This window comes from Kitasatospora sp. NPDC032121, from assembly GCF_055580145.1.
The window spans coordinates 53,408-80,110 of the sequence record NZ_JBVILX010000023.1; the positions used below are offsets into that span (position 1 = coordinate 53,408).

A 26,703-nucleotide genomic window follows, 5' to 3' on the forward strand; every position below is an offset into this window, starting at 1 on the left:
GATGGGGTCGAAGTTGGACCCCGACCCCACCGGTGGTGCGGGCGACGCGCACCACCGGGCCCCATGGGCTGGTGTGGTGAACGGCTCGGCCCACGCCTGTATGGGTGACGGCCGAGCCGCTTTCCGTGCCTGTGGCGATGCCCTGGCGCCTACCGCGGTGGCCGGCGCATCCCTCGAAGCGGCCGTCGTGGTTGTCGCCTGGCGGCGTCGCATAGAAGCCCGCCTGACATGCTGGCCGCATGGATGACGACGCTCTGACTCCGGTTCACCTCGACAAGGTGATGGACGGGTTGGCGATGAATTCTGCCCTGCCAGCTCCTATGGTCCGGCGACTATTCGCATGGCGGAGGGGCATGGGGACGGTGGCGAAGCGACCGGACCTTACCGATGACATGATCGCCGAGATTCTCGCGATCGACGACCACTGGCTCCTGCACAGCCTGGCGCTCAACGACAAGCTGCCGGACCAGTTCCGCATCCGACTGGCCGCCCATCGGGACGGGGCGGTGCGGGCCGCGCTCGTTATCCACGCCGCCACTGCACCGAGGGAGATGCTGGAACAGCTCATCAACGATCCCGATACACGGGTCCGTGAGTACCTGGCTCAGGGCCATCACACGCCGCCCGACCTCCGGGCCCGTCTCGCCGCCGACTCAGACCCCGCGATCCGCGCCGCGCTGGCGAAGCACTGGCCGCAAGCCCCGGAGGCGGTCCGCCGGATCCTGCTGACCGATCCCGAGGCCAAGGTCCGCGCTGCGGCCTGTTCGACGTACTACACGCACCGGCCGCAACCGATACCGCCCTCGGACCTACTGCCGGCGCTGTTGGCGGACCCGGTGACTCGGGCGGGCGCGGTCATTCACGCCGCTCTCGACGCGGACACCCTCCAGCGGCTCGCCGCAGATCCGGACAGCGAGGTTCGCGCTGAGCTCGCCCGGCATCCTGACCTTCCGCCGCCGGCCCGCGAGGCCCTTGCGGTCGATCCGGCCTTGAGCGTCCGTGTGAAGGTCTTCGCCCGGCCGGACACGCCCGAGCACGTGCGGGCGCAGATCCACGCCTCGGTCCACGAGCTGTCGCGCTCGATGGCTGATCCGGACCCTGACGCGGACGACGAAACGGTCCTGCAGTGGTTCCGGAACGAGTTCGCACCCACGGAACTGCGGATCCTGCGGCTGCCCTGGGTGACGGCCGATCCGCTGCCGCACATCGACTCGCCCTACGTCAGCTTCCGAGTCTCCGCGGCCGCCAGCAAGGCCCTTCCCCCCAACGCGGTGGCCCGACTGCTTGACGACGAAGAGGAGATGGTCCGCCTCACCATGGCGTACACCGCCCCGCACCTGGTCGATCTCGCGACCGCCGAGAGCATCGAGCGCCGCTACCGGCCCCGGCGGGACAAGTTCACGTTCTGGTGGGACGAGAAGGAAGTCCTGACGTTCCCGCCGGCAGCCTTGCGCCGCTTCGCCACCGACCCTGAGCCCCGGCTCCGCTCCTTCGCACCCCGCGATCCGGATCTGCCCTCGGAACTCGCCGAGAAGCTGGCCGCCGACCCCGAAGACCGTGTCCGCCGCGCGGTCGCGCCCCACCGCAACCTCCCGCTCCAACCCCTGCTCCGCCTCCTCGCCGACTCCTCGGAGCACGTCGCAGAAGCCGCCGGCTCCTCACCGTTCCTTCCGGTCGAGCACATGGAGTGGCTGCTGAACCGGGCGGGTCTGTAGCCGCAACTCGGGCGTTCGTTCGGGCGCTGCCGCAGGTGCGGCCAGTGGTGGTGTTCGTGGCCGGGCAGACCGCCAGCGGCAAGACGCTGGTCGTGGACCTGATGCACGCCGCGCACGGGCGCCGGTGCGGTGCGGGCCCTGGCGGGTACCGCGGGTCACCATCAAGGCAGGGCCAGCCACCTGATCGTGGGTCAGGGCCGGCAGGTGACCCCTCTGGCGGTGTACCACCGCACGAGCGTCGCCGCCAAGGTGCAGCCGTCGCCTGTCGTGCCTACGTGGCATCGACGTACTCGACTGCGACGCGAAGGAAAGCGGCCCAGCCCTCGTGGCCGGCCTGCTCCAGGCCGGCCAGCGGGGTGAACCACAGGCTTGTGAACTCTCAAGACTCAGTTGACACTCAGCCGGCTGGTCCGGTGGTTCCCGAAACGCGTGAGGGTGCCCTGCCGGCAGGGCACCCTCACGTTCGTTCAGGATGTGCTGTGTTCCGGAACCGGCCCGTGGATGGCCTCAGGGAAGCCAACGGCGAGTACCGCGTCCTGGGATTCCTTCCAGAGTTGCAGCAAGTCACCTGACTTCTTCTGTATCGAAGCCTCCCCGACCCCTTCTATTTTGACTGTCATTGCTTTTTCAGAGCATCCGACGGTCGCAAATTTAAAGGGGTCCAGCCGGGCGGACGCCAGAGCGTATTTCCCTTCAAGAATTGTTCCGGGGAAATTCTGACGGTTGTCCGAGGATCCGGTGTGGCCGGCTGGCCGGGGTGAGCCGAGTGAGGTAGGCGCCGTGGTGGTCGGCTCGGTCAGCACGTCGGGCAGGAGCGCAACCTGGCAGGCTCCGTCCCTCACCGAGAGGATCACGTTGGTGCCCGAGATCCCGGCGACCCCAAGGATCTTCGCGACGCCCTTGGATGGTGGAGCGTCGATGCTGCGCTGGATCGGCCCGTCCACGGATGTGGCGGCGAGCCCGTCCAGGGCCCAGGGCCCGTCACCGCCTTGAGGCGGGGTGTCGCCGCCGGTGCATGCGGTCGCGAGGCCGGCCGTGAGGAGAAGTATCGTGCTCGCGAGCCAACTCGACCGCCGCATGTGCTGATCTCCGCTAGTTGGCCCAGTGGTTGTAGCAGTAGCCTACCGGGTGATAGGCGTCACCACCGCCGACGTAGCGGTCGCCGACCGAGGTGTCGTAGACGTCGAAGGTGAAGTGGTCGAACAGCGGGTATGCCTCCCCGTCCGGCACCGTGTAGGAGCCGGTCTCGGTGTTCGTGGCGGTGTCGGTGATGCTGAACCCGACGGTGCCGGAGACCTTCCATGCCGCGACGGACACGCTCGACGACCACTGACTGGCCACAGCCCGGCTCTGCGACAGCGACAGGGTCATGGGTCCCCAGCCGGTGACGATGTCCACTCGGTTCGTGCCACAGGTCTGCCCCTGGTACCGGGCGTTGTGGGTCTGCAGCCACACGCTGTCCGTGGTCGACTCCTGCACTCCCTGAGAGGCGGCCACCTGACCCGCCCCCGCGGCAGGGACCTTGGCGGCCGGCGCCTGGCGGTCGATCCCCCCAGGTGCAGTTCAGCCATGCCGCGCTGGGCGGCGAACCAGGATTCACCGTAGAAGTACAGCCACGGCGGGGCGTCGGTGGTGGCGCGACAAGGGTGGACGTGTTGAGGCCGAGGCCGCTCGCTGCAGCGCCGCGCCGCAGCACAGGGGCGGGGCCGACACGGACGACGTCGATGGCAGGACGGTGCCGGGCCGCCCTGCCGTCGGCGGCTCGGGTGGTTCACTCCTTCTGCTCCCGACCAGGGGAAAGCCGAGGGGCGCCCGGCCGGTCTGTCGGTGCGCGGTCCTACGGTCCCGGTGTGACCGATACTGACACCGCTGCTCTCACCGCGGCCTGGCGGCACTTCAGCGCCTGGCTGGCCGCCCACTCCCCCGACGACCTCGCGGCCCTGCGCCCGCCGGCCGACGCCGGGCGGATCACACGCCTGGAGGAAGGACTCGGTTTCACCCTGCACCCCCAGCTGCGCGCCCTACTCGAACTGCACGATGGCGTCGCGCAGCCACCCGACGGGGAGACGTACCCCGCGGGATCCTTCCTGCCGCTGGGACACCGGCTGATCCCCACAGGGCACATCCTCACGCGCCACCGGGAGTTCGCCGAGGTGCTCCCCGCGGAGACCTTCGGCCCCGAGAACTGGCGCGTCCTAGTCAGCCACGCGCACTGGTGGGTACCCATCGCGCTGCCCAACGACGGGGGCCTGCTCTTCGTGGACCACCTCCCCGGCCCCGTCTACGGGCACGTCTACGAGATGGGCCTCGGCTCAGGCGACGCCGCCGGCAGCCTATGGGCCACCGACCTCACAGACATGTTCACGGCCCTGACGGACAGCCTGACCACCGGCCGGCCGTTCCACCACTTCGTCCCGGACACCCACCGGCACGCCCCCGGACACCACCGCATCGGCTGGCGGGTCGTGCTGTAGTCCCGTCGGGACGGCGCACCGGAGTTCCGGCCCGGGCGGCGGGACGGCGACCGAGGCGAGGACGGCCTCCGCGAAACGCCGCGGGCCTCAGCCGGTGGCCGGCTGCGCCAGCGCGGGGTGACCCGCTTTTGATCCGCCGTCGTGGTACTCGTCTCCCCGTTGCCGACACTCGGTGCACTGGTCGTCTTCCCCGCCTACGCGGGGAGGACCCAGGAGACGGGCCCGGACAGCGTGCTATCGGCGGCTGACCCCCGCCTGCGCGGGGAGGAGTCGAGGTGCACCCAGCACGGGCCGGACGCCCGCGGCTGACCCCCGCCTGCGCGGGGAGGACACGTCCTCGCGCGGCGCCGCTCTCGGCAAGCCCGGAGGACCCCCGCCTGCGCGGGGAGGACTGGCGCAGCAGTACGAAAGGGTCGTCACCGACCGGAGAACCCCCGCCTGCGCGGGGAGGACGGCTGTCCACGGCCGGCTGCTGGCCGGTGACGGGGAGGACCCCCGCCTGCGCGGGGAGGACTACTACGGCGTGACCCCGCAGGAGTGGGACGACGGAGGACCCCCGCCTGCGCGGGGAGGACTACTACGGCGTGACCCCGCAGGAGTGGGACGACGGAGGACCCCCGCCTGCGCGGGGAGGACACTCCCTTGATGTACTCGTCCCAGGCCGACAGCGGAGGACCCCCGCCTGCGCGGGGAGGACGGCTGTCCACGGCCGGCTGCTGGCCGGTGACGGGGAGGACCCCCGCCTGCGCGGGGAGGACGTCGCCGCAGCCATCGTGGTCATCGCCTTCTGCGGAGGACCCCCGCCTGCGCGGGGAGGACCTTCGCGACCTGCACCGTTCCTACGACTTTGCCATTTTTTGACCATTCTTCAATGCTGCGGCGGCGATCAAGGTAAGGCCATCGAAGTCGACGGCGTGTCGTCGCTGTTCCCCTGCTGTCACCAGAACGAAGCCCTGCTCGTTCGTCGCCGGGTGGGCCAAGACTGCGACACCGTCTCCGATGCTGTTGCTGACGGCACTCCATAGCTCCTGCCGCACTTTGGCGGAGACCGTTCCGATGTAAAGGTAGGGCGTGACCTCGAGGAGCCAGCGAGTCAGCGCGCCACGTACGTGATCAGGTACGGCCGTAACGGAGATGACGATCATCGAGGCCACGTTGTACCCCGTCCTCGTGTCCGGCCCTTGGCCGGCGACAGCGTCACAGGTCTTCACCGCCGCCGTAGTTAACACCGCCGGGCAGGGATCCGCTGACGGGGTCCCACAGGTCGACGAGCTGCTCCTCCGGGTCCGGGGCTTCGATGTCCTCCCCCGGGGCGAGCAGTCTCTGGATGTCCATGACGATCCGTGGCAGCAGCCGGAACAGCCTCAGTCCGTCCCGGAAGCTGCGGCGGGCGTCGGCCTCCGGGTTAGGAGACGCGTGGAGGGAGAAGGCGAGCGGGATGGTGAGCTCGGCCTTGTAGAGGTCTGCGATGTCGTAGACGAAAGCCTGCTGGTTTCCGTTGTGAACGAACCCGAGGGCGGGTGAGCAGCCGAGGGCGAGGATCGCGGCGTGGACGATGCCGTAGAGGCAGGTATTGGCGGAGGAGAGGGCAAGGTTGACGGGGTCCTGGGTGTCCCAGGAGTCGGGGTCGTAGTTTCGGCGGAAGCGGCCGATGCGGTGTTGCTGGGCGAGCAGGCGGTAGTGAGCCTTGATGCGTTGGCCTTCGAGGCCGCGGAGCTTGTTGAGATTGCTGCCGGGCGGTGCGGCGCCGCGTCCGAAGCGCTGCTCGTACATCGCGGTGGCGACAGCCAGGCGGGTGGTGTCGTCGGCCCAGGCGCGGGCCTGGCGTTCGAGCCAGATGGTGCTGAGGGAGTCGGGGATGGTGGCGGCGTAACAGCGGACGCCGCCGGAGCCGGTGGCGACGACGGTGGTGCCATGCCGGGCCAGGGTGCTCAGGGCCCGGGCGGTGATGGAGGTGCCGGGGCCGAGGAGGACGCAGCTGAGTGCGGCGGTGGGAAGGTAGACCGCTTCGGTGCCGCGCTGGGGGCTGGTGACCTCGGCGCAGACTCCGGTGTCGTCTTGGACGATGCGGACGATGTCGAGGTAGAGGAAGGACAGCGAGTCGGCGATGCGGGGCAGCATCGCGACGGTGGGGGCGGCCAGTTTGCGGCGGGCGTTGGGGTCGGGACGTCGGGCAGCTGCGGTCACTGGTCATCCCGGTGGGGGGCGAGGCTGAGCAGGCCGCAGCCGTAGGCCTTGCCCTTGCCGATTCCGGCGGTCAGGCAGGTGCGCAGGAGTTCGGGGTCGGTGATGCGGGCGATGCCTTCGAAGAGGACCCGGTCGTGCTTGACGCGGTGCTGGTCGCTGCGGCGGGTGCCGCGGGCGGCGTCGAGGGGCTCGGAACGCAGGGCGGTGAGTTGCAGGCCGGCGCCGTCGGCCTGGCGGGTCCACCAGTCGTCGGCTGCGGCTCCGCGCAGCGGGACGACGGCGCTCAGGTTGTAGAGCTCGCGGGTGGTGCGTCCGGGTTTGCGGATGGGGTTGGCGGCGATGCGGTAGCGCACCGCGAGTCCCTCGCGCATGGCGGCCAGGAGCGGGGCGAGGGACTTGGTGGCGCCACGGCCGTAGCCGGGGGGCAGCCGTGTCAGGTCAGGCTGCACGCTGCTCTGCAGGAGGATCTGGTGGCCGCCGTCGGCCGCCAGCTCGGTGCGGAACAGGACCCCGAGATTCTGCCGGGCGGCGGCTTCCGCGGTGTGGTCGGGGAAGAGCGCCATGAGGCGGTGGTGGAGATCGACGGCGTTGGTGCCGTCGCGGCGCGCCTCGCGGCTGCGCTGGTCGGGGAGGATGCGGGTCAGCCACAGGCTCATGGACGGGTGCTTTCGGGGCGGCGCCGGTCGGCGCTGGGATCGAGGTGGTTGCCGAGGGCGGTGAGGTAGGCAGTGCCGAGGCCGGCGCACCGGTCGGCGGGCAGGGTGAGGGTGCGCTGGTAGCGGGGGCGGGCGCGGTAGGTGCGGTGGCGGGGGTGGAAGGTCGACGGCTCGTCGGTGACCTGGCCTGCCGGGTGCGTCCCGTCGTCGCCGGGGTTGCCGCCGGTGCTGAGGGTGGTGAGCGGGCGGTCGCCGTGGAAGACGACCTCGACGTTCGCGGCGCTCGCGGGTCGGCGGCGGGCGATCGGCAGGCGGATCAGGTGCTGGGCGGCCTCCTCGAACAGTCCGAGCAGTAGCGGGCCCTCGGGCGGGCAGGACCGTCGGCCAAGGAACGGCGGCCACCTCGGTGCGTCGAGGGCGTCGGCGCACATGGCGAGCACGGCCGGGTCGCCGGTGATCGCCGCAGTGAACGCCGCATCGGCGAGGTAGTGGCGGTACGACAGGAGCGTGGACGATGCGCCGGGCCGCTTCCTGCCATCAGCAGTGGTGACCGTCGCGCCGGGGGGCAGACCGCCGCCGACGGTGTGCAGGTCGCGCAGCAGGACGCCAGGCCGGTCGACGCGCACGGTCAGCGACAGCCCGGTCAGGTCGGTGATGTCCGCGCCGCGCTCGCGGCCGAGTGCGGCGGCGAGCAGGCCGAAGACACCCGAGCGGGTGGGGAACGGCGCGGTGTCACGCTCGTTGAACTGGCTCCGCTCGCCCCATGACTGCAACGGCCCGGCCAGGTGCAGCAGCAGCCCCCGCCCGCCGGGGGCCGGGCGGGGGGCGGGCAGGTGCGTGCTCACGCGTCGACCGTCTTGCGCGCGTACGCCGCGTCCAGGGCGGCGTCGATGAGAGCGGGGAAGGACTCGGTGTGCTCGCCCAGCCCGGTCAGGTCCTTGTCCTCCAGGCTCGCCCAGCCGGCGAACACCCTGCCACGGCCGCCGAGCAGCCGGTCCGCCGCCGTCGCGTAGCGGGCGAGCGCAGCGCGAGAGGGCAGGGCGTAGCCGCCGTCGGCGTGCGAGCGGACGGGCTGCTCGAACGCGGCGGCGTAGGACAGCGGGCGGTCGGCGCGCACGGCGACGTGGGCGAGGTCGGGGATGGTGTGGGGGGCGGTGGCGGTCTTCTTCGCGCGGGGCAGGGAGAGCAGGAACGCCTCGGCGAAGCCGCCGGCGAGTTCGCGGGCGGCGGCCAGGTCGCCGCCGAGGTTGCGGGCGAGGTCGGCGAGATCGACGGTGGCGTAGCGGTAGAAGACGCCGGCGCTGAACTCGGCGGTGCCCATGTGGGCGCTGCCGGTGGTGTCGCCCCAGGCGGACGTGACGTCGTCGACGGCGGAGAAGTAGTCGAGCTCGACATCGACACCGTGCGTGGTCATGGCGTGGGCGACCTGGACGGCGCCGTCGACGCCGGCGTCGTCGACCTCGGCGAGCATCCGGCCGAAGAGGTTGATCACGCCGTTGCGGGTGCGCAGGATCGCGTCGATGCGGTCCTTGGGCAGCACGCTCTTGTCGCTGCTCTTCTTGATGTCCTTGGCGGCGGCGAGCGCGTCGCGGTGCTCGACGGCGAGCGCGGCGAGTTCGGCGACCGCGCTCTCCGGCACGTAGACCATCGCGTTGGTGGTTACGACCGGGGTGTCCTTGGCCGTCTCGAACTTGATGCTGCTGCCCGCCGCGGTGTGCTGGCCTGCGCGCTGCGCGAGGTCCTCAGGCCAGCCGTGTTCCTCCTGCAGCAGGCGCGTGACGCGCGCGCCGATGCGGCGGGTGCGCAGCGCCCGCTCGCCGAAGCCGTCCTGGAAGTACTCGCGGATGGCGCGCTTCCAGGACTGGCTGCTGACCCGGGTGCGGTCGGTGTCGCCATAGCGCACCGTCTTGACGGAGTTGTTGTCGTCGCGGTTGAGGTTGGCGAACGGCACGGCCTGGACGACGTGCAGGTCGAGGAAACGCGCGGACGCGGCGTCGGAACGGGAGGGCACTGTTCTTCTCCTGAACTGTGGTCAACGGGGGAAATCGGTGCGGCAGCAGAAGGCGGGGTCGTCGCCCGAAGGGGTCAGGTCCGGTCGTCCACCTCCCCCACGGCCTCCGAGCCGTCGCCGCTGGTGCTCTCGCTGTCGCGCTTGTCCGCCTCGCGCGCGGCCCGTTCCTCACCGGCCTGCACCGCCCGGTAGTAGTCCTGCAGCCATCGCCGCCTCACCGCACCCGAATGCCGTCGCCACCGGCACAGGTCCACCAGTAGCTGCGCCCAGTCCACCTCGACGCCGCGCTCGCGCAGCTGGCGCACCGTGGCGGGCAGGTGCCGGTGCAGCCCTTCGACGCTCTGGCGGGTCAGCAGGTTGAGCCTGGTTTCCACCGATGCCTCGCGCAGTCCCGCAGTGACACCGTCGGCCAACGATCGGCCCAGACTGCGGCTCGGCGGGACCGTCGCATTCGCTGTCCGCAGCCCACCCCCAGCGGCCTCGGCGTCATCCCCGTTGGTGTCGGCCTCGCCGTTCCCGGCCGCGTCGGCGGGTTCGGCCGCCGCCGCAGCGTCCCCGTCCCGCCCGCCGCCGTCCGCCTCCCACACGGCGGCCGCGTACTGGTCGCGGCGCTGCGCGGCGATCAGTGCCGCCACCGTGTAGTGGGCGCGCTCCACGTCGCGGTCGCGCAACTGTTCCTCGCTCAGCCACGACGCGACGTAGCGGTGCATGAACGGCGCCTTGTCCACCGGCTTGCCCACCCCGCGCCGCAGCGCCGACCGCACGCCGGGGTCGTCGTGGCTGCGCCGGTCGATCCAGGCGGTGAAGGCGCGGGCGCGGCCCAGCGCGGGGACGGCGCCGCGGTCCGCGGCGGCGGCCGGCAGTTCCGTGGGCGGGGTGAGGGCGGGGATCGTCGCGGCGTCGGTCACTGGTCCTCCGTGCTGCTGGAGCGCTCGCCGGCCTTGCCCGCTCCGCGGGGGGCTTTGGCCGTCTTCTTGGCGGGCCCGCCGTACAGCTCGAGGCGGGCGGTGGTGCATGCCTTGGCACCGCGCGCGGTGCCGAGAGCTTTGTAGGTGACGGTGTCGTAGGCCTGTTCGGCAATGGCGCGGAACGCGGCGGCGGCGCCCTCGAAGTCGCGGGTGTCAAGGCACTTCCAGAACACCGCCTCGGCCGCCGGCCAGTATCGGGCGGCGGCATCCACCGCCCACGAGCAGTCGCGGACCTTGGACGCGTCGGTGAACGCGACCCAAGCCTTCTTCACCGCCCGCTCCAGCCGCACGCCGTACCGCTCCCCCAGCACCCGCAGCCGACCGACCTCGACGGCAAGCGCTCCGTTCCGCTCCTCGACGAACTCGACGACAGGCGGAGTGGTGGCGTCCACGAACTGCACGTCCTTGGCCTGTCCGTCCTGCTCGAAGCCCAGCGCCCGCACCCGCAGGTACTCCGACACCTCGACCGCGGTGGAGAACACCTTCGGCCGACGCGGCCGGGCAACACCGTCCGGCTCCTTGAGCAGCAACGCGTCCAGGTCCCGCCACAGCGCACGCCCCGAGTCCGCCGGACGCGGGTAGGAGTTGCCCTCCTTGCTGGTCTGCCAGATCAGGTAGGGGTCCCCGTCCCGGGGGATCTTGTGAAGCGAGGACCACGTGATGAACGCGTCGCGCACCCGCTCCCCATCACCATCGGCCACCAGCAGCAACGCGTGCTGGGAACGCGCCGTCAGCTCCGAACACCGCCCCGCCAGGACCGGCGGCGCGCCGCCCGGGTCCGGCAGCTGCGCCCACTCCCACGGGCACAGGTCCTCCTCCCGGCGATCCGCGCCCCCGGGTTCGGGCAGCCCCGCCAAGAGCGTCTCGAACAGCGACTCGCCCTCCGGGTGATAGGACAGCGTGCTGCGCAGCGGCCCGGCCTTGCTATTGGCAGTGCTGGTGCCGTCGACGGTGCGGCTCGAGCAGCGCCCGGATGGCCCGTAGTAGTGCCAGACCAGCAGGTGCAGAACGGCCTCGGCACTGGTGGGCAGGTCGGGAGCGGTGGGGTCGACGTGCCGGAACCAGGCGTGGTTGTTGCCCGATGGGCGGGTGGTGACGAGCTTGTCCACTCCGGCGGTGTTTGCCGGGTCGCACTGCCCGGCGAGCCGGGGGTCCTGAAGGAACGGCCGCTCGGGGTCGAATAGGTCGAAGCGGTGCCGCCACTCCGCCGCGAACTTCTCCACGTCGTCCGTGTCGAAGCGCCCGTCGTCGACGAGTGCGATCCGCCGCTCCGACCAGTCCTCGCCTTCGGCCTGGGTGTCGCCGGGGCGGGGCGTGGTGGCGTCCAGGCCCGTCATACGGGCGGTGATCGCGTACAGGACCCGGTACAGCGCCGACAGCGCCGGTGGGAGAGCGACCGTGATTCGCTCGATCTTGTGGGCGTGAAGCAGCAGCAGGCGAAGGCCCACCGCCTTGGGTGGTGGGTTGTCACCGGTGGGCGCGTCGTCGCGCCAGCGGACGGGGATCCACGGTTCATCGAACAGGTCGTACGTCGGTCGCTGCGGTGAGGCCGGCGATGCGGTCGGCGCGAACGGGGCCGGCACGAGCGGTGGTGCTGAGGCTTCGGGGGGTGAGGGCCGCAAGAGGGGCCTCCAACGAGGCGGGTACGGGCAAATGGGCTGGGTAAGTAGGCTCTGGGCGGTCCCCGCATTGAGCGGGGGTGAGCCATGCGGTGTTTGGGAAACCGCTGCAAAGGCGGCAACTCCCCGCGCAGGCGGGGGCGTTACCCCTGCTGGAGCAGGCCGAAGGGCCTGCTCCAGCAGAGGCGCTGCCAAGCTATCGACAAGTGCGGTGTTTGTGAGGCTAGTTCTCGGAAATTCCCTCATCCGAGTACTCGATCTCCCGTTCCCCCAGCCGGCACAGCCACCGACCGTCCGCGCCCTGGCGCATCGGCAGCAGCACCAGGTCCGCCAGGACTGGCCGCCTCCGCCACAAGGTCGGCACCTCGTGCTCGATATCCCGGCCCTTCAGCCACCAGCCGGGAACCGGCACCGTGTGCCGCACGATCCGCTCGACGTCCTCACGCCGCAGTACCCCGCCACCGTGGCCCGGCAGCGGGATCTCGCCGTCGGCGTCGAGCGTCACCCCGCCACCGGCCCGGACGTAGACGCACACCGCGCGGCCGCTGTCCGCGCCCAGGCGCGTCGTCAACAGCTCCTCCGCCACCGGGCGCTCGCTGAGCACGGACAGGTCACCGCGCACGTCGAACGGCGCACACACAGCCGTCCACTCGGCCAGCTGCCCCTCGGCCACAGCCGAGGCCACCCGCTCGGCGTCCATCCGCTCCAGCTCACGCCGTGCCGCTTCCTTCAGGCCCTCGCCGAAGTCGTCCGCGTACACGGCGTCCACCAGGCGCTGAACATCACCCGGAACCGCGATCGCACCGTTACCCGGCTCCGCCAGCAGCACACTGGTGCGCGCCAGCAGCGACGCGTCGTACACCGTCCCCCAGCTGCGCGGCGCACGTACCGCGCCGTCGTCGCCGAGCGGTTCCAGCACCACCAGCCGGGGCTCGTTCACCGGCCCGCTCCACTCCGGCCGCACCTTGCGGTCGTGGCGCTTGCCCCGCCCGGCCCGCTGCAGCAGCTGCGCCAGCGGCGCCAGGTCCGAGACCACCAGGTCGAAGTCCAGGTCCAGGGACTGCTCGACGATCTGGGTCGCGACCAGCACCGAACCCGTCCGCACCACGCCGACCTCCCCGTCCCGCTTGGGCTTGCCGTAGGCCGCCTCGCACTCGGTGGTGATCCGCTGCCGCTCGAACGCCGGGAACCGCGAATGAAGCAGACGCAAGCCCCCCTCGCGAGCCGCCAGCCCCGGCAGCGCCTGACACAGGTCCCGGTACGTCGCCTGCGCCTCGGCGACCGTCGTGCAGCACACCAGCACGCACCCGCCGCCATCGACCACCGGCGCCAGCAGCTCCCGCAACACCGCCCGACGGCCTCCGGCCGGTGGCGGCTTCCCCGGATCCTCCCGCACGTCCCACCGCACCGGGTGCCGCTCCACTCGCAGCGTCCGCTCCCGGCCGCTGCCGACCTCCCGCGGTGCGGCCACCTCCCCCGTGCCCGCGTCCACGAACAGCCAGCCCGGGTAGCACGGCTCCACCATCGCCGGCTCCAGGAAACCCGCACCCCTGCGATAGGCGTTCACCAGCGACGACGCCGCCCGGCCCGTCAGCGTCGCCGACAACAGCACCACCGGAGCGCCGAACGCGCCCAGCCACTCCAGCAACCGCACCAGCAGACTGTGTATCCACGGCCCGTACGCGTGCGCCTCGTCGACCACCAACACCTTGCCCGACAAGCCGAACAGCCGCAGCACGTTGTACCGCAGCGGCAACACCCCGGCCAGCGCCTGGTCGACCGTCCCCGCCCCCAACGGCGCGAGGATCCCCCGCCGCCCCGTCCGCAACCACCGCCCCGCCTCCGAGTCGGCCAGCACCGGTGATCCGCCACCGTGCTCACGCAGCACGCTCAACCACGCCATGCTGTGCAACAGCATCAGCGCCCGATCACCCTCCACATTCGCTTCGGCGAACTTCCCGACCCGGCCGAACATCGCATCCGCCGTCGCCATCGTCGGCAACGCCACGAACAACCCCGACGCCCCCGACCCGCGCGCCAGCACCGACGCCGCGTGCAACGCCGCCTCCGTCTTCCCATCCCCCGTCGGCGCCGTCACCAGCACCAACCCCGAACCCCCCACCCCTCCCTGCCCCCGCACCAGACCCGGGAGATCCTCCGAGATGCTCCTCTGCAGCGGATTCGGAACCCGGAAGCCCGGGAACTGCTCGGCGAACGACCTCGCCGGGAACACCGCCCGCCCCAAGCCCGCCTCCCGCACCCACCCCGCAGCCGCCCCCACCGCCACCCCGTAATGCGCCCCCAACGCCTCCTCACCGGCCACCCACCCCGACGACGGAATCCGACCGACGATCACCTCCACCTGACTCGTCAACCAGTCCGCCACCACCACCAGACCCGTCACCACCACCGCCGCCCACCCCGGCAACACCCCCACCGGAACCCCACACGCCCCCGTCACCCGCCGCACCACACGGGCGTGCACCAACCGCTGCTCCCGCCAGCCCGGCCCCGCCCCGAGCCCGGGCTCGTACCCGGACGGATCGGCCAGCTTCCGCGCCTCCAGCACCGACCCGTAGCAGCCGTGGTGCCCCCCGAGCAACTGCGCGATCTGATGAGCCGCGGACTTCCTCACCAGCCTGCCGACCGGCGGATAACCGCACTCCTCGAAGAACTCCACCAGCGCCCAGTGCGTCGCCACCTCATGCCGCAGCCGTTCTCCCACCCCGCCCCCGCCCCCGCCCCCGCCCCCGCCACCGAAACCGGTGGCGTACCGGCCCTCGTCGGCGAGCCGGCCGAACGCGCCGGGCACCTGCGCCTGGAACCCTGGGGTGATCTTCCCGACGTCGTGAAGGCCGGCCCAGAACCCCACCAGCCTCCGGGCCTCGTCCACCTCGACACCCAGGGCCTCGGCCAGCCGCTTCTGGACCTGCGGGTGCAGCACCGCGTCCCACAACGCCACCGCGACCGCCGCGGTGTCCAACAGATGACAGATCACCGGATACTCAGCCGGCAGCCCGCTCTCCTTGCCCCACAACCGCAGATCTGGTAACTGTCCTGCGCCCTCATCGAGAACCATGCTCAGTGGAGTACCACCCGACACCGACAACCGGCCTTGCACCGGCCACCAGCCAGGCCGACTCCCTCAAAACCGCACACCCATCCCCGGCCAACCCGATAAAATCCCGCCCCCTCGGACACTGCAGCCCTTGACAGTGGCTCCTCGCCTCCCCTCCGAGCTCCGTCCACGCGGATTCAAGCACCGCCTGGGCATTCGGCGGTGATCGCGAAGCACAGTGCCGTGGCCGTCTGCCACGATGGGCGCTGCTCCTTGACACCTCAACAGGCCAGCCCTGCCGCGTACTCGGCTGGTCAAGAAATGGCAAATCCATCACAACGGTGCAGGTCACGAAGAGTTCTCCCCGCGCCCGCGGGGGTCAGCCGAATCCCATGATCGTTTTCTTCCTTCTCGGGTGGTTCTCCCCGCGCCCGCGGGGGTCAGCCGGCGCCGCCATCCCGCCGCAGGGCCTGGATGACGTTCTCCCCGCGCCCGCGGGGGTCAGCCGGTGACCTTTCGGCGCCGGGCGACCGTCCGCCGGTTCTCCCCGCGCCCGCGGGGGTCAGCCGGTTGGTGGCCGGGGTTGCCTGGATGGTTGGCCGTTCTCCCCGCGCCCGCGGGGGTCAGCCGGCATCGGAGGCCCTCGCCGTTGCCGGGCGCACGTTCTCCCCGCGCCCGCGGGGGTCAGCCAGGCGGGGGAGAAGCTGCGCCAGGTCGCCGAGGAGTTCTCCCCGCGCCCGCGGGGGTCAGCCGCCGTAGAGGAATTATGCCCGGTGGCTCCCGCCGTTCTCCCCGCGCCCGCGGGGGTCAGCCGTCGGCCGAGGTGGTCTTGTCTCCGGCGCTGGCGTTCTCCCCGCGCCCGCGGGGGTCAGCCGTTCGAGTCCGGGTCGGATCTTCGTATGCGCAAGTTCTCCCCGCGCCCGCGGGGGTCAGCCGCCCGCTTGGCCGCGACCCGCGCGCTGGAGGATGTTCTCCCCGCGCCTGCGGGGGTCAGCCGCTGACCGGCGATGCCGCCGTCGGCGATCAGGCGTTCTCCCCGCGCCCGCGGGGGTCAGCCGGTCAGCCGCCGTCAGTCCGGCGCCCAGCCCTGGTTCTCCCCGCGCCCGCGGGGGTCAGCCGCACTAACTTGCTACGTGCAGTTAGCGCAGGAAGTTCTCCCCGCGCCCGCGGGGGGTCAGCCGGGAACTGACGATGCACCCCGACGCCCTTGACCGTTCTCCCCGCGCCCGCGGGGGTCAGCCGCAGCGGCGGCACGTGTCGTCGGGGGCGTCGTGGTTTTCCCCGCGCCCGGGGGGCAGCCGGTCCTGGCCGTCCGGGCCGCCAACGTCCAGGCGTCCTTCCCGCGCCCGTGGCAGGTCACGCGTTCACCACCGTGTAGGGGTAGTGCCAGTAGCCGTGCCGGTCCGCGGCCTCCTGTACCGGGGCGGCTGTCCCCCGCACCACCCAAACCGCCTGACACGACGGCCACAGGGTGGAAGTATGACTCGCGACCGGACGGAGACATGTTGGCGGAGCAAGGTTGGGACCGGCGGCGCATCCAGACTGCCGTGATCGGCAACGAGCACAGCGACACCCCCGTTGCTCTGCCGCTGGAAGCGATCGAGGTCGAGGCCTTCCGGCGCGCCCACCGCGGTGACACTTTCTGGTGCGGTGTCCTGCTCGGGGGCTGCGGCAAACAGCTCACCACCAAGCTCTACGTCGACAGGGCCTGTCACTTCGCGCACTACCCGGTACCCGGCGGCCTGCCCACGGTGTGCCGCCGCGCGTCGACGGGCGTCTCCAGCGCCGACCACCTTTACATCAAGCAGGGCATGGCCCGCTGGCTCGCCCGACGCGGCGTCGACATCGCCGCTCAGATCCCGGTCGGCGGCACCGGCACGATCGTGCTCAGCGAACCGACCACCGGCTCCGGCTGGTGGATCCACCTGCCCTCCGCAGCCCGGACACACGACCGACCCATCGGCGAGACACCGCCGATGCGCACCCTGCTGACCGAGGACCACACCGCTGACGCGCAACTCCGCAAACAGGGCTTCGTCCACCGGATCCGGTGTGAAGCGGCAGGCACCGAGCGACGCGTCAAGGTGGGAACCCAAGTCGGCACAGCGGCCGGCCCCCTGGAGTGGTTCGACCTCGCCGACTGCTCGCTGACCCGTGACGGGCTCATCACACCGACCCTCGCCCGGCATCGAAGCAGAAAACCGACAGCCAAGACCGGACGCCCAGAGGAACCAGCACTCGAACCCGAGGCTCGCGAACTCATCAAATCCCTGCGCAAGGCATGCCGGCGGCTCGACGCCGGACAGGCAGAGGAACTGGTCGACCGCGCCTTCCAGCTGTGCCTGCACGCCGAGGGCGCCACCCGCACAGCCCTGCGCACCGCCGTGATGGACGCCAAGGCCTGGCTACGCAGCGTGGACCCTGCCGACCGGCAGAAAGCCGCCTTCTCCGAACTCAAGCGGTTCACCACGGCAGGCACACCGCAGCAGCTGTCCGCATCCCTACACAAGGTGATGCGGCTGACATCCACGCCCCAAACCCCGGCCGAGCGCAACACCCTTCACGCAGCCCGCGCCCGCCTCGCAGAACTCACCCAGCCCGCCACCAAGGCACCCGCCCTTCTACCGCCGACCGCCGTTCCCCCAACCACCGACACTGACCCAGGCACCCCTGACCAACCGCCGACCCCACAGCCTGAACCCGCCGACCCGGGCGGCGGCTTCCTACAGTCACCTCCAGTAGCCCGCGCAGCCGACGGCGAGGCCGCGACGAGGGCCCCGCGTACCGATGACGAACCGAACGAACGCCCCGCCGACGAGCATGCCCTGCGACGCGCGCCTGCACCGCAGCTGGCCTGGCTGGAGCCGCGGACGCCCCGGGCACGTGAACGGCGGGAAGCCCTAAAAGCGTTGCGCGCCCGACTCACCGACCTGACCTCAAGCGGCTACGACCTCGACGCCGAACACCTCGGCACGGCCGTCGCCGAACTCACGCACCTCACCAAAACCGCTGGCACTCTGCCGGGCTACGAGGCACAGGCCGTACGCACCTGGACCAGGCGCCTGGCCGAACTGGAGCACACGCCGGCTGAAGGACCAACGACGTCGAACACCACCGCCCCACCCGCCCCAGACCAGGACCGCCAGGATCGTCTGCATGCCCTTGCACGGACCGTCCGGAGCCACCTCCAGCAGCAGGCCAGAAACCAGAGCACGACGACACTCTCCCGGCTGCGCGCTTCGGGGGTCGACCTTCCCCGCCTCGGCCACGCCGACCTGCTCGACCTTCTGGCACTCGTCGACAGGGACACCCCGCCCGACGAACCGCTACTCACCGGGCTACTCACCACGGCCACCGGGCAGCCGCACCCACTCCTACCCCGGGTCCTGAAGCGGGCAGGCCGCACGGTACCTGCGGACGGCGAGAACTTCAGCGTGCCATGGGCTGTCGACGTCCTTCGCCTGTACCAGGTGTGGCGTCACAGGTCCGGCGGGTAGCACGCTCGCCGGGCAGGCCGTGGCGGGACAGCGCGGTGCGCAGCTCGTGCAGGGTGGCCGGCCTGGCCGGGGCCGGGCTCTGGTGGTCGGGCTGGATGGTCACCTGGGCCTCCCCCTTCAAGGTGGCGGCCGCCGAAACAGCGGGCCGCAGGACCCACGGTGGTGTTCGGCGGGCGTGTGGTGCGGAGGTGGTGACTCCTATCAGAAGCCGCGGTGCCACCGATGTCTGCCACGATGGGCACTGCTCCTTGACACCTTTACTGGCCGGTCCGGACCGAGTCGCTCGGCAGGATGGTCAAGAAATGGCAAATCTGCCGGAACGGCGCAGGTCGCGAAGGGTCCTCCCCGCACCCGCGGGGGTCAGCCGCCGCGCCCGCCGCAGAACCTGTACGTTCATGGGTCCTCCCCGCACCCGCGGGGGTCAGCCGTTCGATCTCTCCGGCGCGCGGGGACTCCGCCTGTCCTCCCCGCACCCGCGGGGGTCAGCCGTCGCACCCGCCGCAGAACCTGTACGTTCATGGGTCCTCCCCGCACCCGCGGGGGTCAGCCGGCGCCCGCGAAAAAGGCCGGCACCCGTCGGGGGTCCTCCCCGCACCCGCGGGGGTCAGCCGGTGACGCTGAGGACCAGCACCCACAGGTCCAGGTCCTCCCCGCACCCGCGGGGGTCAGCCACCGGCCGACTCGACACCGACCGGCGCACGGTGGTCCTCCCCGCACCCGCGGGGGTCAGCCGGCTCTGCAGGCGCCCACTATCCGCTGGGGTGCGTCCTCCCCGCACCCGCGGGGGTCAGCCGCTCATCGCGACCCGGGCGCTGCGGTACGGGCCGTCCTCCCCGCACCCGCGGGGGTCAGCCGGGGGCCGGTCACCAGGGGCAGGGCGATGAGGGGTCCTCCCCGCACCCGCGGGGGTCAGCCGGTGGAGATGCGGATCGCGCTCGGGGTGATGGTGTCCTCCCCGCACCCGCGGGGGTCAGCCGGTGCTGCCGGCCGTGTACTCCAGCGTCTCGTCGTCCTCCCCGCACCCGCGGGGGTCAGCCGTATCACTACGACCCGTACGTGACGCTGATCGTGTCCTCCCCGCACCCGCGGGGGTCAGCCGTACATGTCGCGGCGACCGCTGCGCACCATGCGTTCGTACACCACCAAGCTGACCTTCGCCGCGCTCGCGGCGGCCACCGCCCTGTCGCTCGCGGCCTGCGGACCGGACAACGCGGACACTCCGGCCGGCACCGGCGGCGCCACCGGCGCTGCCCCGGCCCAGAGTGGCGCGGCCCCGGGGGCCACCGCCGGCGGCGCCGCCGCGGGCGGTGCGATCCCGGCGGCCGCGAACAGCGTGAAGATCGGCCAGCCCGCCACCGTGGACTTCGCCGATTTCGTCTTCGAGGCCGACCGTCGTGCGGTGCTCAGTCCCTGGCGGTGGCTCCTCCCCCGGCTCCGTCCCGGTCCACGCGGGCTCAAGCGCTGCCCAAGCCTGCGACGTGATCGCAGAGCGCGGTGTCGTGCCGTCTGCCACGATGAGCGCTGTTCCTTGACACCTCAACAGGCCAGCCCGCCTCCTGCTCCTCGGCAGACTGGTCAAGAACGGCAAAGCCATCAAAACGGCGCAGGTCGCGAAGGGTCCTCCCCGCAGGCGCGGGGGTCAGCCGTCGCAATCTGGTGCACCATGCACCCCCTTATCGTCCTCCCCGCAGGCGCGGGGGTCAGCCGTTCGAGGCGGGCGAGCTGAATCGGCCGGTCGGGTCGTCCCCGCAGGCGCGGGGGTCAGCCGTGGCCGGGGGTGATCGGCGTGGTGGCCGTCGTGTCCTCCCCGCAGGCGCGGGGGTCAGCCGTGCGGGTGATCTGCGGTGTCGTGGCGTCACCCTGTCCTCCCTGCAGGCGCGGGGGTCAGCCGGTCGACTTCCAGGCTGCCGGCCTGGAGAGTGTGTCCTCCCCGCGAGCGCGGGGGTCAGCCGGCGGCGTCCAACCCGGGCCGGTCGACAACGTAGTCCTCCCCGCGAGCGCGGGGGTCAGCCGACGAGGCGCTCCGGCTCGGCATCGGGATGCGCGTCCTCCCCGCGAGCGCGGGGGTCAGCCGGCGTTGTGGCTGATCCACGGGCTCTGGGAGCGGTCCTCCCCGCGAGCGCGGGGGTCAGCCGAGGTGCATCTCGGCGAGCAGTGCGGCGATCTGGTCCTCCCCGCGAGCGCGGGGGTCAGCCGAGGTGCATCTCGGCGAGCAGTGCGGCGATCTGGTCCTCCCCGCGAGCGCGGGGGTCAGCCGGCGCGCGCGGACCAGGCCGAGCAGGCCCAGCAGTCCTCCCCGCGAGCGCGGGGGTCAGCCGAACGGTGGCGGGCAGCCGCTGGCCCAGCGCATGTCCTCCCCGCGAGCGCGGGATCAGCCGGCTACCGGCGAGCGCCTGGGCCGCTCCCACCCGTCCTCCCCGCGAGTGCAGGGGTCGGTTTGCCCTCGGGGTCGGTCGTCGTGCGGTGCTGCAGGCCTTGACGGTGACTCCTCCCCTCGGCTCCGTCCCGGTCCACGCAGGCTCAAGCGCTCCCCGAGCCTTCGACCTGATCGCAGAGCGCGGTGTCGTGGACGTCTGCCACGATGAGCGCTGCTCCCTGACACCTCAACAGGCCAGCCCGCCTCCTACTCCTCGGCAGGATGGTCAAGAAGCGGCAAAGCCATCAGAACGGTGCAGGTCGCGAAGGGGTCCTCCCCGCAGGCGCGGGGGTCAGCCGGGTGTCGGTGTGCAGGGTCCAGTCGGTCCAGCGTCCTCCCCGCAGGCGCGGGGGTCAGCCGCGATGGTGACGTGGACCAGGCGTCGGCGGCGGGTCCTCCCCGCAGGCGCGGGGGTCAGCCGGTCGCGCTTGTCGAGGTAGGGCGGGCGGGTGAGTCCTCCCCGCAGGCGCGGGGGTCAGCCGGGCGGCTGCGCGAGGCGCTGCGACGGCGTGACGTCCTCCCCGCAGGCGCGGGGGTCAGCCGAAGCCTCAGAGGCTCTCTGACGCCCTCTCGCGGTCCTCCCCGCAGGCGCGGGGGTCAGCCGGGGGCTCCGCACGTCGCTGCGGGGCCCCTCGGGTCCTCCCCGCAGGCGCGGGGGTCAGCCGTCGTGCGGCCTGAACGAGGCCTGGTAGCCGAGGTCCTCCCCGCAGGCGCGGGGGTCAGCCGGTGAGCTTCTTGCCCTTTGCGAGGGGGGCCCCGTCCTCCCCGCAGGCGCGGGGGTCAGCCGCACCCCTGGTGATCGACGACTCCCAGGACCTCGTCCTCCCCGCAGGCGCGGGGGTCAGCCGAACCCGCAGGTCAGATCGTGCGCTTGAAATCGGTCCTCCCCGCAGGTGCGGGGGTCAGCCGCGCACGTCCGTGCCGTGGCCCTCGCCCTTGCAGTCCTCCCCGCAGGCGCGGGGGTCAGCCGTACCGCACCGCATGGTCGTGGCCCTTGGCGCGGTCCTCCCCGCAGGCGCGGGGGTCAGCCGGCTCAGGACACGCCCCTCGGAGCGGACAGGGCGTCCTCCCCGCAGGCGCGGGGGTCAGCCGCGCCTCGGCGGTGTACTCCATGCCGTTCTCTCGTCCTCCCCGCAGGCGCGGGGGTCAGCCGCACCGCCTCGGGCTGCGGCGCCTTGACCTTCTGTCCTCCCCGCAGGCGCGGGGGTCAGCCCACCTGACGGGGTGGCCGATGGCGGCGACTGCCGTCCTCCCCGCAGGCGCGGGGGTCAGCCGCGTTTCGGGGAGATCCGGCGCATGTCGCCGGTGTCCTCCCCGCAGGCGCGGGGGTCAGCCGATCGAGAAGGAGATGGCCCTGCCCGACGACCCGTCCTCCCCGCAGGCGCGGGGGTCAGCCGCGATTTGCTGAGATTTCCGGCGTGGACCCGGAGTCCTCCCCGCAGGCGCGGGGGTCAGCCGCTGGACGCGCTCGGCGCCGCTGATCGGGACGTGTCCTCCCCGCAGGCGCGGGGGTCAGCCGACGCCGAACACCCGGCTCGCCGAGTGGCTGGCGTCCTCCCCGCAGGCGCGGGGGTCAGCCGGACCGGGACCTGAACAGGGCCGTCCGAGAGGTGCTCTCCCCGTGCCCGCGGGGGTCAGCCGTAGCCGGGATTGCGGCCGGGGGTGTTGATGGCGTCCTACCCGCGTCCGCGGGGGTCAGCCGGGCGCCTACCCTCGCAAGAACAGCCGTGGTGAGTCCTCCCGCAGGCGCGGGGGTCAGCCGGCTCTCGGTGGTTGTCGGTGGGGCCGCGGCAAGTCCTCCCCGCACGCACGGGGGTCAGCCGGTGTCGCACGTCGCAGCTCCCAATTAGCTGTTGTCCTCCCCGCGAGCGCGGGAGTCAGCCGCGTGGTCGGTGGGACTCGTAGTGGGGTCGAGGGGCTTCCCCGCAGGCGCGGGGGTCGGTCTGTTCTCGGGGCCGGCCGTCGTACGGTGCTGCAGGCCTTGACGGTGGCTCCTTCCCTCGGCTCCGTCTCTGCACACCGACTCAAGCGCTGCCCAGGGCGTTCGGCGATGATCGCGGAGCGCGGTGTCGTGGACGTCTGCCACGATGAGCGCTGCTCCTTGACACCTCAACAGCCCCGCCTGACTTCTGCTCCTCGGCAGGATGGTCAAGAAAGGCAAAGTCATCAGAACGGTGCAGGTCGCGAAGGTCTTCCCTGCACGCGCGGGGGTCTGCCGTCCTCGAAGTGGGTGCTGCGCACGCCGCGCACGTCTTCCCCGCACGCGCGGGGGTCTGCCGGTGAGCCACACGCCCCGCATCGCGCCGAAGGCGTCTTCCCCGCACGCGGGGGGATCTGCCGGACACCGTTACCCGAGCCCTGGCCGGTCTCGAGTCTTCCCCGCACGCGCGGGGGTCTGCCGGTTCCGGAACTTCACCGGAAGGGCTCCGGTGCGTCTTCCCCGCACGCGCGGGGGTCTGCCGTCCGAGCGGCGCGAATGGATCGGCGCCCCCGGGTCTTCCCTGCACGCGCGGGGGTCTGCCGGCGCGGGCCCGGATCTCACCCGGCTTCGGCTGGTCCTCCCCGCAGGCGCGGGGGTCAGCCGCAGACCCGCACCGTGCATGACGAGCTGGCCGCGTCCTTCCCGCAGGCGCGGGGGTCAGCCGGGATGGAAAATCCGACAACCCTCTCCTCTCCTGAGCCGTCCTCCCCGCGCCCGCGGGGGTCAGCCGGCTCTCGACGCCGCGCAGGATCACCGGGCGTTGTTCTCCTCGCGCCCGCGGGGGTCAGCCGGCTCTCGACGCCGCGCAGGATCACCGGGCGTTGTTCTCCTCGCGCCCGCGGGGGTCAGCCGGTCAGCTTGTTGGTGGCGGCCGAAACAGGCCGAGTCCTCCCCGCGCCCGCGGGGGTCAGCCGCCGGCCACGCCCAGGACCTGCACCCGGCCGTCGTCCTCCCCGCGAGCGCGGGGGTCAGCCGTGGGAGAAGTTCGGCACGACCCTGGCCGAGGCGTCCTCCCCGCAGGCGCGGGGGTCAGCCGCACCGCGGAGGCCCACGGGCCCTGATCAGCGCGTCCTCCCCGCGAGCGCGGGGGTCAGCCGGGTGCCTTTGCTACACCCGCTTCCTCGCAGTCGTCCTCCCCGCGCACGCGGGGGTCAGCCGCCCCCGTTGTGCTTGTGCTGGTTGCTGGCGATGTTCTCCCCGCAGGCGCGGGGGTCAGCCCGCCGCTCCGCTCTCCCCGCCCTGCGGATCTCCGCTCTCCCCGCAGGTGCGGGGGTCAGCCACTTCGGGCTGTGGGCCCTCCTGCCGTTGGGGGTCCTCCCCGCGCCCGCGGGGGGTGCCTCTATGGGGTTCGTCAAGGAAATCGGGCTGCATTCGGGTGGGGCGGACAGGCAGCATGTCGGGATGCCAGATCTGCTGTGGGACGACGTCCGGAACTTCTTCGACCCTGACCTGATGGGGGCGCTGCCGGATGCCCAGGTCGCAGACACCTCGGTCGAGGACTGGCAGGCGGTGCTGGATCTGGTGCGCTCGCAGGGGTGGTCGTGCGAGTACTCCGAGGATGGTGTCGCTGTTCGGCTGCCGCGGGCTGCGGACATGCTGGTTCGCAGCGAGGGCACCGACGCAGTGTTGAAAGTCTGGCCTGCCACTGGATTCCTGGTGATCTTCCGGGCGTATGAGGCCGGCTCGATCGACTTCGATGTTGATCTGCGGGAGCTGCGCAGCCAGGACGGCGTCAATCTGCTGTGCCGTCTGCTGCGGGCGATCGGGCGCCGCCTTGGCAAGCCGGTGACGTTGACTCCGGAGTCTGACCCGCTCCACCCAGTTCTAGGGTTCGATGTCGAGGCCGACCGTGTGGTGCCGCTGGCGGATCCGCACTTCAGCTGACCGCTGTGGCCGGCCGGGACTCGTAGAAGGTCCCGTCGCGGAGCATGGCGAACAGGACGTCCGACCCGGCGCCTGGCCAGGCAGAGGAGTGCCTGGGTATGCCGCTTTCCCTGGCCGATCTTCTTGTCGTAGTAGGCCCGGGAGGCTGGGTCGCCGAGCGAGGCGAACGCGGCCAGGAAGAACGCCCGTTTCAGCTGCTTGTTGCCCCGGCGGGAGGGTTGCTCGCCGCGTATGGAGGAGCCGGAACTGCGGGTCGCGGGGGCGAGGCCGGCGTAGGAAGCCAGGTGGGCGGCGGTCGGGAACGCGCTTGCGTCGCCGACGTCGATCAGGACGCGGGCACCGGTCCTGGTGCCGATGCCTGGCATCGAGGTGAGGACCTTCGAGAGCGGGTGCTCGTCGAGCAGTTCCTGGATGCGCTTCTCCAGAAGCTTGCGCTGGTCGAGGACGGCCCGCAGCGAGCCGGCCAGACTCGGCACGATCAGCGCTGCCGCTTCGGTGCCCGGGACGACCACGGTCTGCTCGTCGAGCGCGGTGAGGATCTCCTCGACCAGGCGCTCGAACATGCGCGGGGCCAAGGGCCGGGCGACGCCGAGCAGGCGGCGGCGTCCGGCCTTGCGCAGGGCGGCCGGGGAACCGAACCGCTCCAGCAGGGCCAGCACCGCCGGATGGTCGATCCTGGGCCCCAGCACTCGCTCCAGGTGCGGGTGGAATGGGTGAGCAGTCCGCGCAGGCGGTTGGCGACGCGGGTCGCCTCGCCGGCGAGGTCGTCGTCGAAGCCGACGATCATCTCCAGCTCGGCGACGGTCTCGTCGGTGAGCTCGATGCCGCGCAGGGTGTGCGGCATCGTGCGGGCGGCGTCAGCGATGACGAAGGCGTCGCGGGCATCGGTCTTGGCCTCGCCGGGGTAGAGGTCGGCGATGCGTCGCATCGTCAGACCGGGCAGGTAGGCGACGCGGCAGCCGGCGTCCCGGGCGACCGCGAGCGGCAGGGCGCCGATGGAGGCGGGCTGGTCGACGACGACCAGGACCGTGCCGTGCTTGGCGGTGAGCTCGTCCAGTACGGCCCGCATCTTGGGCTCGCTGTTCGGCAGCCGCTTGTCGAAGACCCGCTTGCCCGCCCGGGTCACCGCGGTCCCGTGGTGCTCGCCCTTGCCGACGTCCAGGCCGAGGAAGACGTCCACATCGCCGGTGTCGATCACGCTGTTCCCTTACGAGGTCGTGCTGTCCCGGCCTCGTTGGCGTGGCACCAGTTGCCGGCATCCACGTTACGAAGAGCCTCCCAGCGCGCTGGTGGTCCTGCCTCTATCAGCGGTCTACCGATGCCTCCGAGCCGGTGACACCACCCCCCGGATCATGCGAACTACAGGGGGGAACAGTCATGCCGGACCGGAGGCCGGGAGCCCCATTGCGGGCCCACGAAGAAGGTAACGGGGGGGCAGCCGGCCCGGCAGATGGTGGCCGTCACCGCGCGCCCGTGCTCTCCGCGCCCGCGGCGGTCAGCTGCGGCAGCCAAATGCCGGAGTTATCCACAGGGCGTCCTCCCCGCGCCCCGGGGGGGCAGCCGCCCATGCCCTCCAGCGCGGTGGTGCGCTGGTGGTCCTCCCCCGCTCAGCCGACGTGCTCCAGAGGCTGCGCTGGTTCGCCTCCGTCCTCCCCGCGCCGCGGGGGTCAGCCGGCGGGACGTTCAAGGTCAATAACCAGCGTGGCGTCCTCCCCGCAGGCGCGGGGGTCAGCCAAGGACGGGCGGGTCAGTTTATTCTCGTCCTCCCCGCGCCTGCGGGGGCAGCCCCACCGGTCCTGCCCGTGCCCGTGGGGGTCAGTGTGTCGGTGGTGGTGTGACCTGGCAGACGACGACGAGTTCCAGGCGGGGAACGACGTAGTAAGCGAGCAGGCCGCCGGCGATGTCGAGGTAGCGCATCGGCTCGCCGCTGCCCTGGTAAGAGGTGCCGTCGAGGTAGAGCGCTTCGGCGGCGCGGACGAGTTCGGCCGCCATTTGTCGCCGGCGGTGACGTGCTGCTCGCTGGGGAGGTACTCCCAGCTCCAGCCTTGGTGGTGGAGACGTCCTCCCCGCGAGCGCGGGGGTCAGCCGCTCATCGCGCGCCCGATCTCGGGGACTGTCAGCTCCCCCCGCGAGCGCGGGGGTCAGCAGCCGACCCTGCCCGGGAACACCTCGATCGCCGGCTTCTTCTTCGGGACGAGAACGGCGCGGTAGTGGTGGTCGAAGGACAGGATCGCCGG

General features: G+C 71.9%; 15 protein-coding genes, 1 pseudogene and 5 CRISPR repeat arrays. Of the genes and pseudogenes, 4 read left to right on the plus strand and 12 right to left on the minus strand.

What is annotated here, in order from left to right:
* Window positions 1–239: 239 nt before the first annotated feature.
* Window positions 240–1,715, plus strand: coding sequence for a hypothetical protein (locus tag ACZ5OX_RS34995; protein ID WP_465635800.1), 1,476 nt, complete (start codon window positions 240–242; stop codon window positions 1,713–1,715).
* 467 nt (window positions 1,716–2,182) lie between these two features.
* On the opposite strand, the gene ACZ5OX_RS35000 is transcribed toward ACZ5OX_RS34995, so the two are convergent.
* Entirely contained in the window at window positions 2,183–2,794 is a 612-nt protein-coding gene (locus ACZ5OX_RS35000; RefSeq protein ID WP_465635802.1) for a hypothetical protein, read from the minus strand.
* Between the two features lie 13 nt (window positions 2,795–2,807).
* Window positions 2,808–3,212: a hypothetical protein gene (locus ACZ5OX_RS35005; RefSeq protein WP_465635804.1), complete on the minus strand. Its 405-nt coding sequence runs from the start codon at window positions 3,210–3,212 to the stop codon at window positions 2,808–2,810.
* A gap of 353 nt (window positions 3,213–3,565) precedes the next feature.
* Here ACZ5OX_RS35005 and ACZ5OX_RS35010 point away from each other — a divergent pair, with 353 nt between their 5' ends.
* Entirely contained in the window at window positions 3,566–4,189 is a 624-nt protein-coding gene (locus tag ACZ5OX_RS35010; protein WP_465635806.1) for an SMI1/KNR4 family protein, read from the plus strand.
* Window positions 4,190–4,375: 186 nt separating this feature from the next.
* Window positions 4,376–5,008: direct repeats of the CRISPR family, unit length 23 nt; unit sequence ACCCCCGCCTGCGCGGGGAGGAC.
* A 20-nt stretch (window positions 5,009–5,028) separates the two neighbouring features.
* On the opposite strand, the gene cas2e is transcribed toward ACZ5OX_RS35010, so the two are convergent.
* From cas2e to cas3, 8 genes are all read right to left on the minus strand, one after another.
* Window positions 5,029–5,343, minus strand: coding sequence for a type I-E CRISPR-associated endoribonuclease Cas2e (gene cas2e / locus ACZ5OX_RS35015; RefSeq protein ID WP_465635808.1), 315 nt, complete (start codon window positions 5,341–5,343; stop codon window positions 5,029–5,031).
* Between the two features lie 43 nt (window positions 5,344–5,386).
* Window positions 5,387–6,310 (minus strand): type I-E CRISPR-associated endonuclease Cas1e, encoded by a 924-nt coding sequence (gene cas1e / locus ACZ5OX_RS35020; protein ID WP_465635897.1) that lies wholly within the window; start codon window positions 6,308–6,310, stop codon window positions 5,387–5,389.
* 62 nt (window positions 6,311–6,372) lie between these two features.
* Complete coding sequence (gene cas6e / locus ACZ5OX_RS35025; RefSeq protein WP_465635810.1) at window positions 6,373–7,032, minus strand: type I-E CRISPR-associated protein Cas6/Cse3/CasE; 660 nt, start codon at window positions 7,030–7,032, stop codon at window positions 6,373–6,375.
* Entirely contained in the window at window positions 7,029–7,877 is an 849-nt protein-coding gene (cas5e, locus tag ACZ5OX_RS35030) for a type I-E CRISPR-associated protein Cas5/CasD (RefSeq protein WP_465635812.1), read from the minus strand. Before cas5e ends, cas6e begins: the two co-directional genes overlap by 4 nt.
* Complete coding sequence (cas7e, locus tag ACZ5OX_RS35035) at window positions 7,874–9,043, minus strand: type I-E CRISPR-associated protein Cas7/Cse4/CasC (RefSeq protein WP_465635814.1); 1,170 nt, start codon at window positions 9,041–9,043, stop codon at window positions 7,874–7,876. Before cas7e ends, cas5e begins: the two co-directional genes overlap by 4 nt.
* 74 nt (window positions 9,044–9,117) lie before the next feature.
* Window positions 9,118–9,951, minus strand: a complete 834-nt coding sequence (casB, locus tag ACZ5OX_RS35040) for a type I-E CRISPR-associated protein Cse2/CasB (protein ID WP_465635815.1) — start codon at window positions 9,949–9,951, stop codon at window positions 9,118–9,120.
* Window positions 9,948–11,594, minus strand: a complete 1,647-nt coding sequence (casA, locus tag ACZ5OX_RS35045) for a type I-E CRISPR-associated protein Cse1/CasA (protein WP_465635817.1) — start codon at window positions 11,592–11,594, stop codon at window positions 9,948–9,950. The genes casB and casA overlap by 4 nt, the downstream gene beginning before the upstream one ends.
* Window positions 11,595–11,853: 259 nt before the next feature.
* Window positions 11,854–14,709 (minus strand): CRISPR-associated helicase Cas3', encoded by a 2,856-nt coding sequence (gene cas3, locus ACZ5OX_RS35050; RefSeq protein WP_465635819.1) that lies wholly within the window; start codon window positions 14,707–14,709, stop codon window positions 11,854–11,856.
* Window positions 14,710–15,045: 336 nt separating this feature from the next.
* Window positions 15,046–15,807: direct repeats of the CRISPR family, unit length 29 nt; unit sequence GTTCTCCCCGCGCCCGCGGGGGTCAGCCG.
* Window positions 15,808–16,235: 428 nt separating this feature from the next.
* On the opposite strand from cas3, the gene ACZ5OX_RS35055 reads away from it, so the two are divergent.
* Both ACZ5OX_RS35055 and ACZ5OX_RS35060 read left to right on the plus strand, forming a co-directional pair.
* Window positions 16,236–18,185: a serine/threonine-protein kinase gene (locus tag ACZ5OX_RS35055; protein WP_465635820.1), complete on the plus strand. Its 1,950-nt coding sequence runs from the start codon at window positions 16,236–16,238 to the stop codon at window positions 18,183–18,185.
* 338 nt (window positions 18,186–18,523) lie between these two features.
* Window positions 18,524–19,285: a CRISPR direct-repeat array (repeat unit 29 nt).
* A gap of 517 nt (window positions 19,286–19,802) precedes the next feature.
* A CRISPR array of direct repeats spans window positions 19,803–20,504; the repeat unit is 29 nt; unit sequence GTCCTCCCCGCAGGCGCGGGGGTCAGCCG.
* 367 nt (window positions 20,505–20,871) lie between these two features.
* Window positions 20,872–22,182: direct repeats of the CRISPR family, unit length 29 nt; unit sequence GTCCTCCCCGCAGGCGCGGGGGTCAGCCG.
* Between the two features lie 1,801 nt (window positions 22,183–23,983).
* Window positions 23,984–24,466, plus strand: coding sequence for a hypothetical protein (locus tag ACZ5OX_RS35060; protein WP_465635899.1), 483 nt, complete (start codon window positions 23,984–23,986; stop codon window positions 24,464–24,466).
* On the opposite strand, the pseudogene ACZ5OX_RS35065 reads toward ACZ5OX_RS35060, so the two are convergent.
* Window positions 24,459–25,664, minus strand: a pseudogene (locus ACZ5OX_RS35065) (IS110 family RNA-guided transposase). The gene ACZ5OX_RS35060 and the pseudogene ACZ5OX_RS35065 overlap by 8 nt on opposite strands.
* A 617-nt stretch (window positions 25,665–26,281) precedes the next feature.
* A complete protein-coding gene (locus ACZ5OX_RS35070; RefSeq protein ID WP_465635822.1) occupies window positions 26,282–26,458 on the minus strand; it encodes a hypothetical protein in 177 nt (58 codons plus the stop codon).
* Window positions 26,459–26,703: the final 245 nt, after the last annotated feature.

Coding starts and splice junctions, on each gene's coding strand:
- ACZ5OX_RS35060 (WP_465635899.1), top strand. CDS start 23,984: ATGCCAGATCTGCTGTGGGACGACGTCCGGAACTTCTTCGACCCTGAC.
- ACZ5OX_RS35070 (WP_465635822.1), bottom strand. CDS start 26,458: ATGGCGGCCGAACTCGTCCGCGCCGCCGAAGCGCTCTACCTCGACGGC.
- ACZ5OX_RS34995 (WP_465635800.1), top strand. CDS start 240: ATGGATGACGACGCTCTGACTCCGGTTCACCTCGACAAGGTGATGGAC.
- cas1e (WP_465635897.1), bottom strand. CDS start 6,310: ATGCTGCCCCGCATCGCCGACTCGCTGTCCTTCCTCTACCTCGACATC.
- cas3 (WP_465635819.1), bottom strand. CDS start 14,709: ATGGTTCTCGATGAGGGCGCAGGACAGTTACCAGATCTGCGGTTGTGG.
- ACZ5OX_RS35000 (WP_465635802.1), bottom strand. CDS start 2,794: ATGCGGCGGTCGAGTTGGCTCGCGAGCACGATACTTCTCCTCACGGCC.
- cas6e (WP_465635810.1), bottom strand. CDS start 7,032: ATGAGCCTGTGGCTGACCCGCATCCTCCCCGACCAGCGCAGCCGCGAG.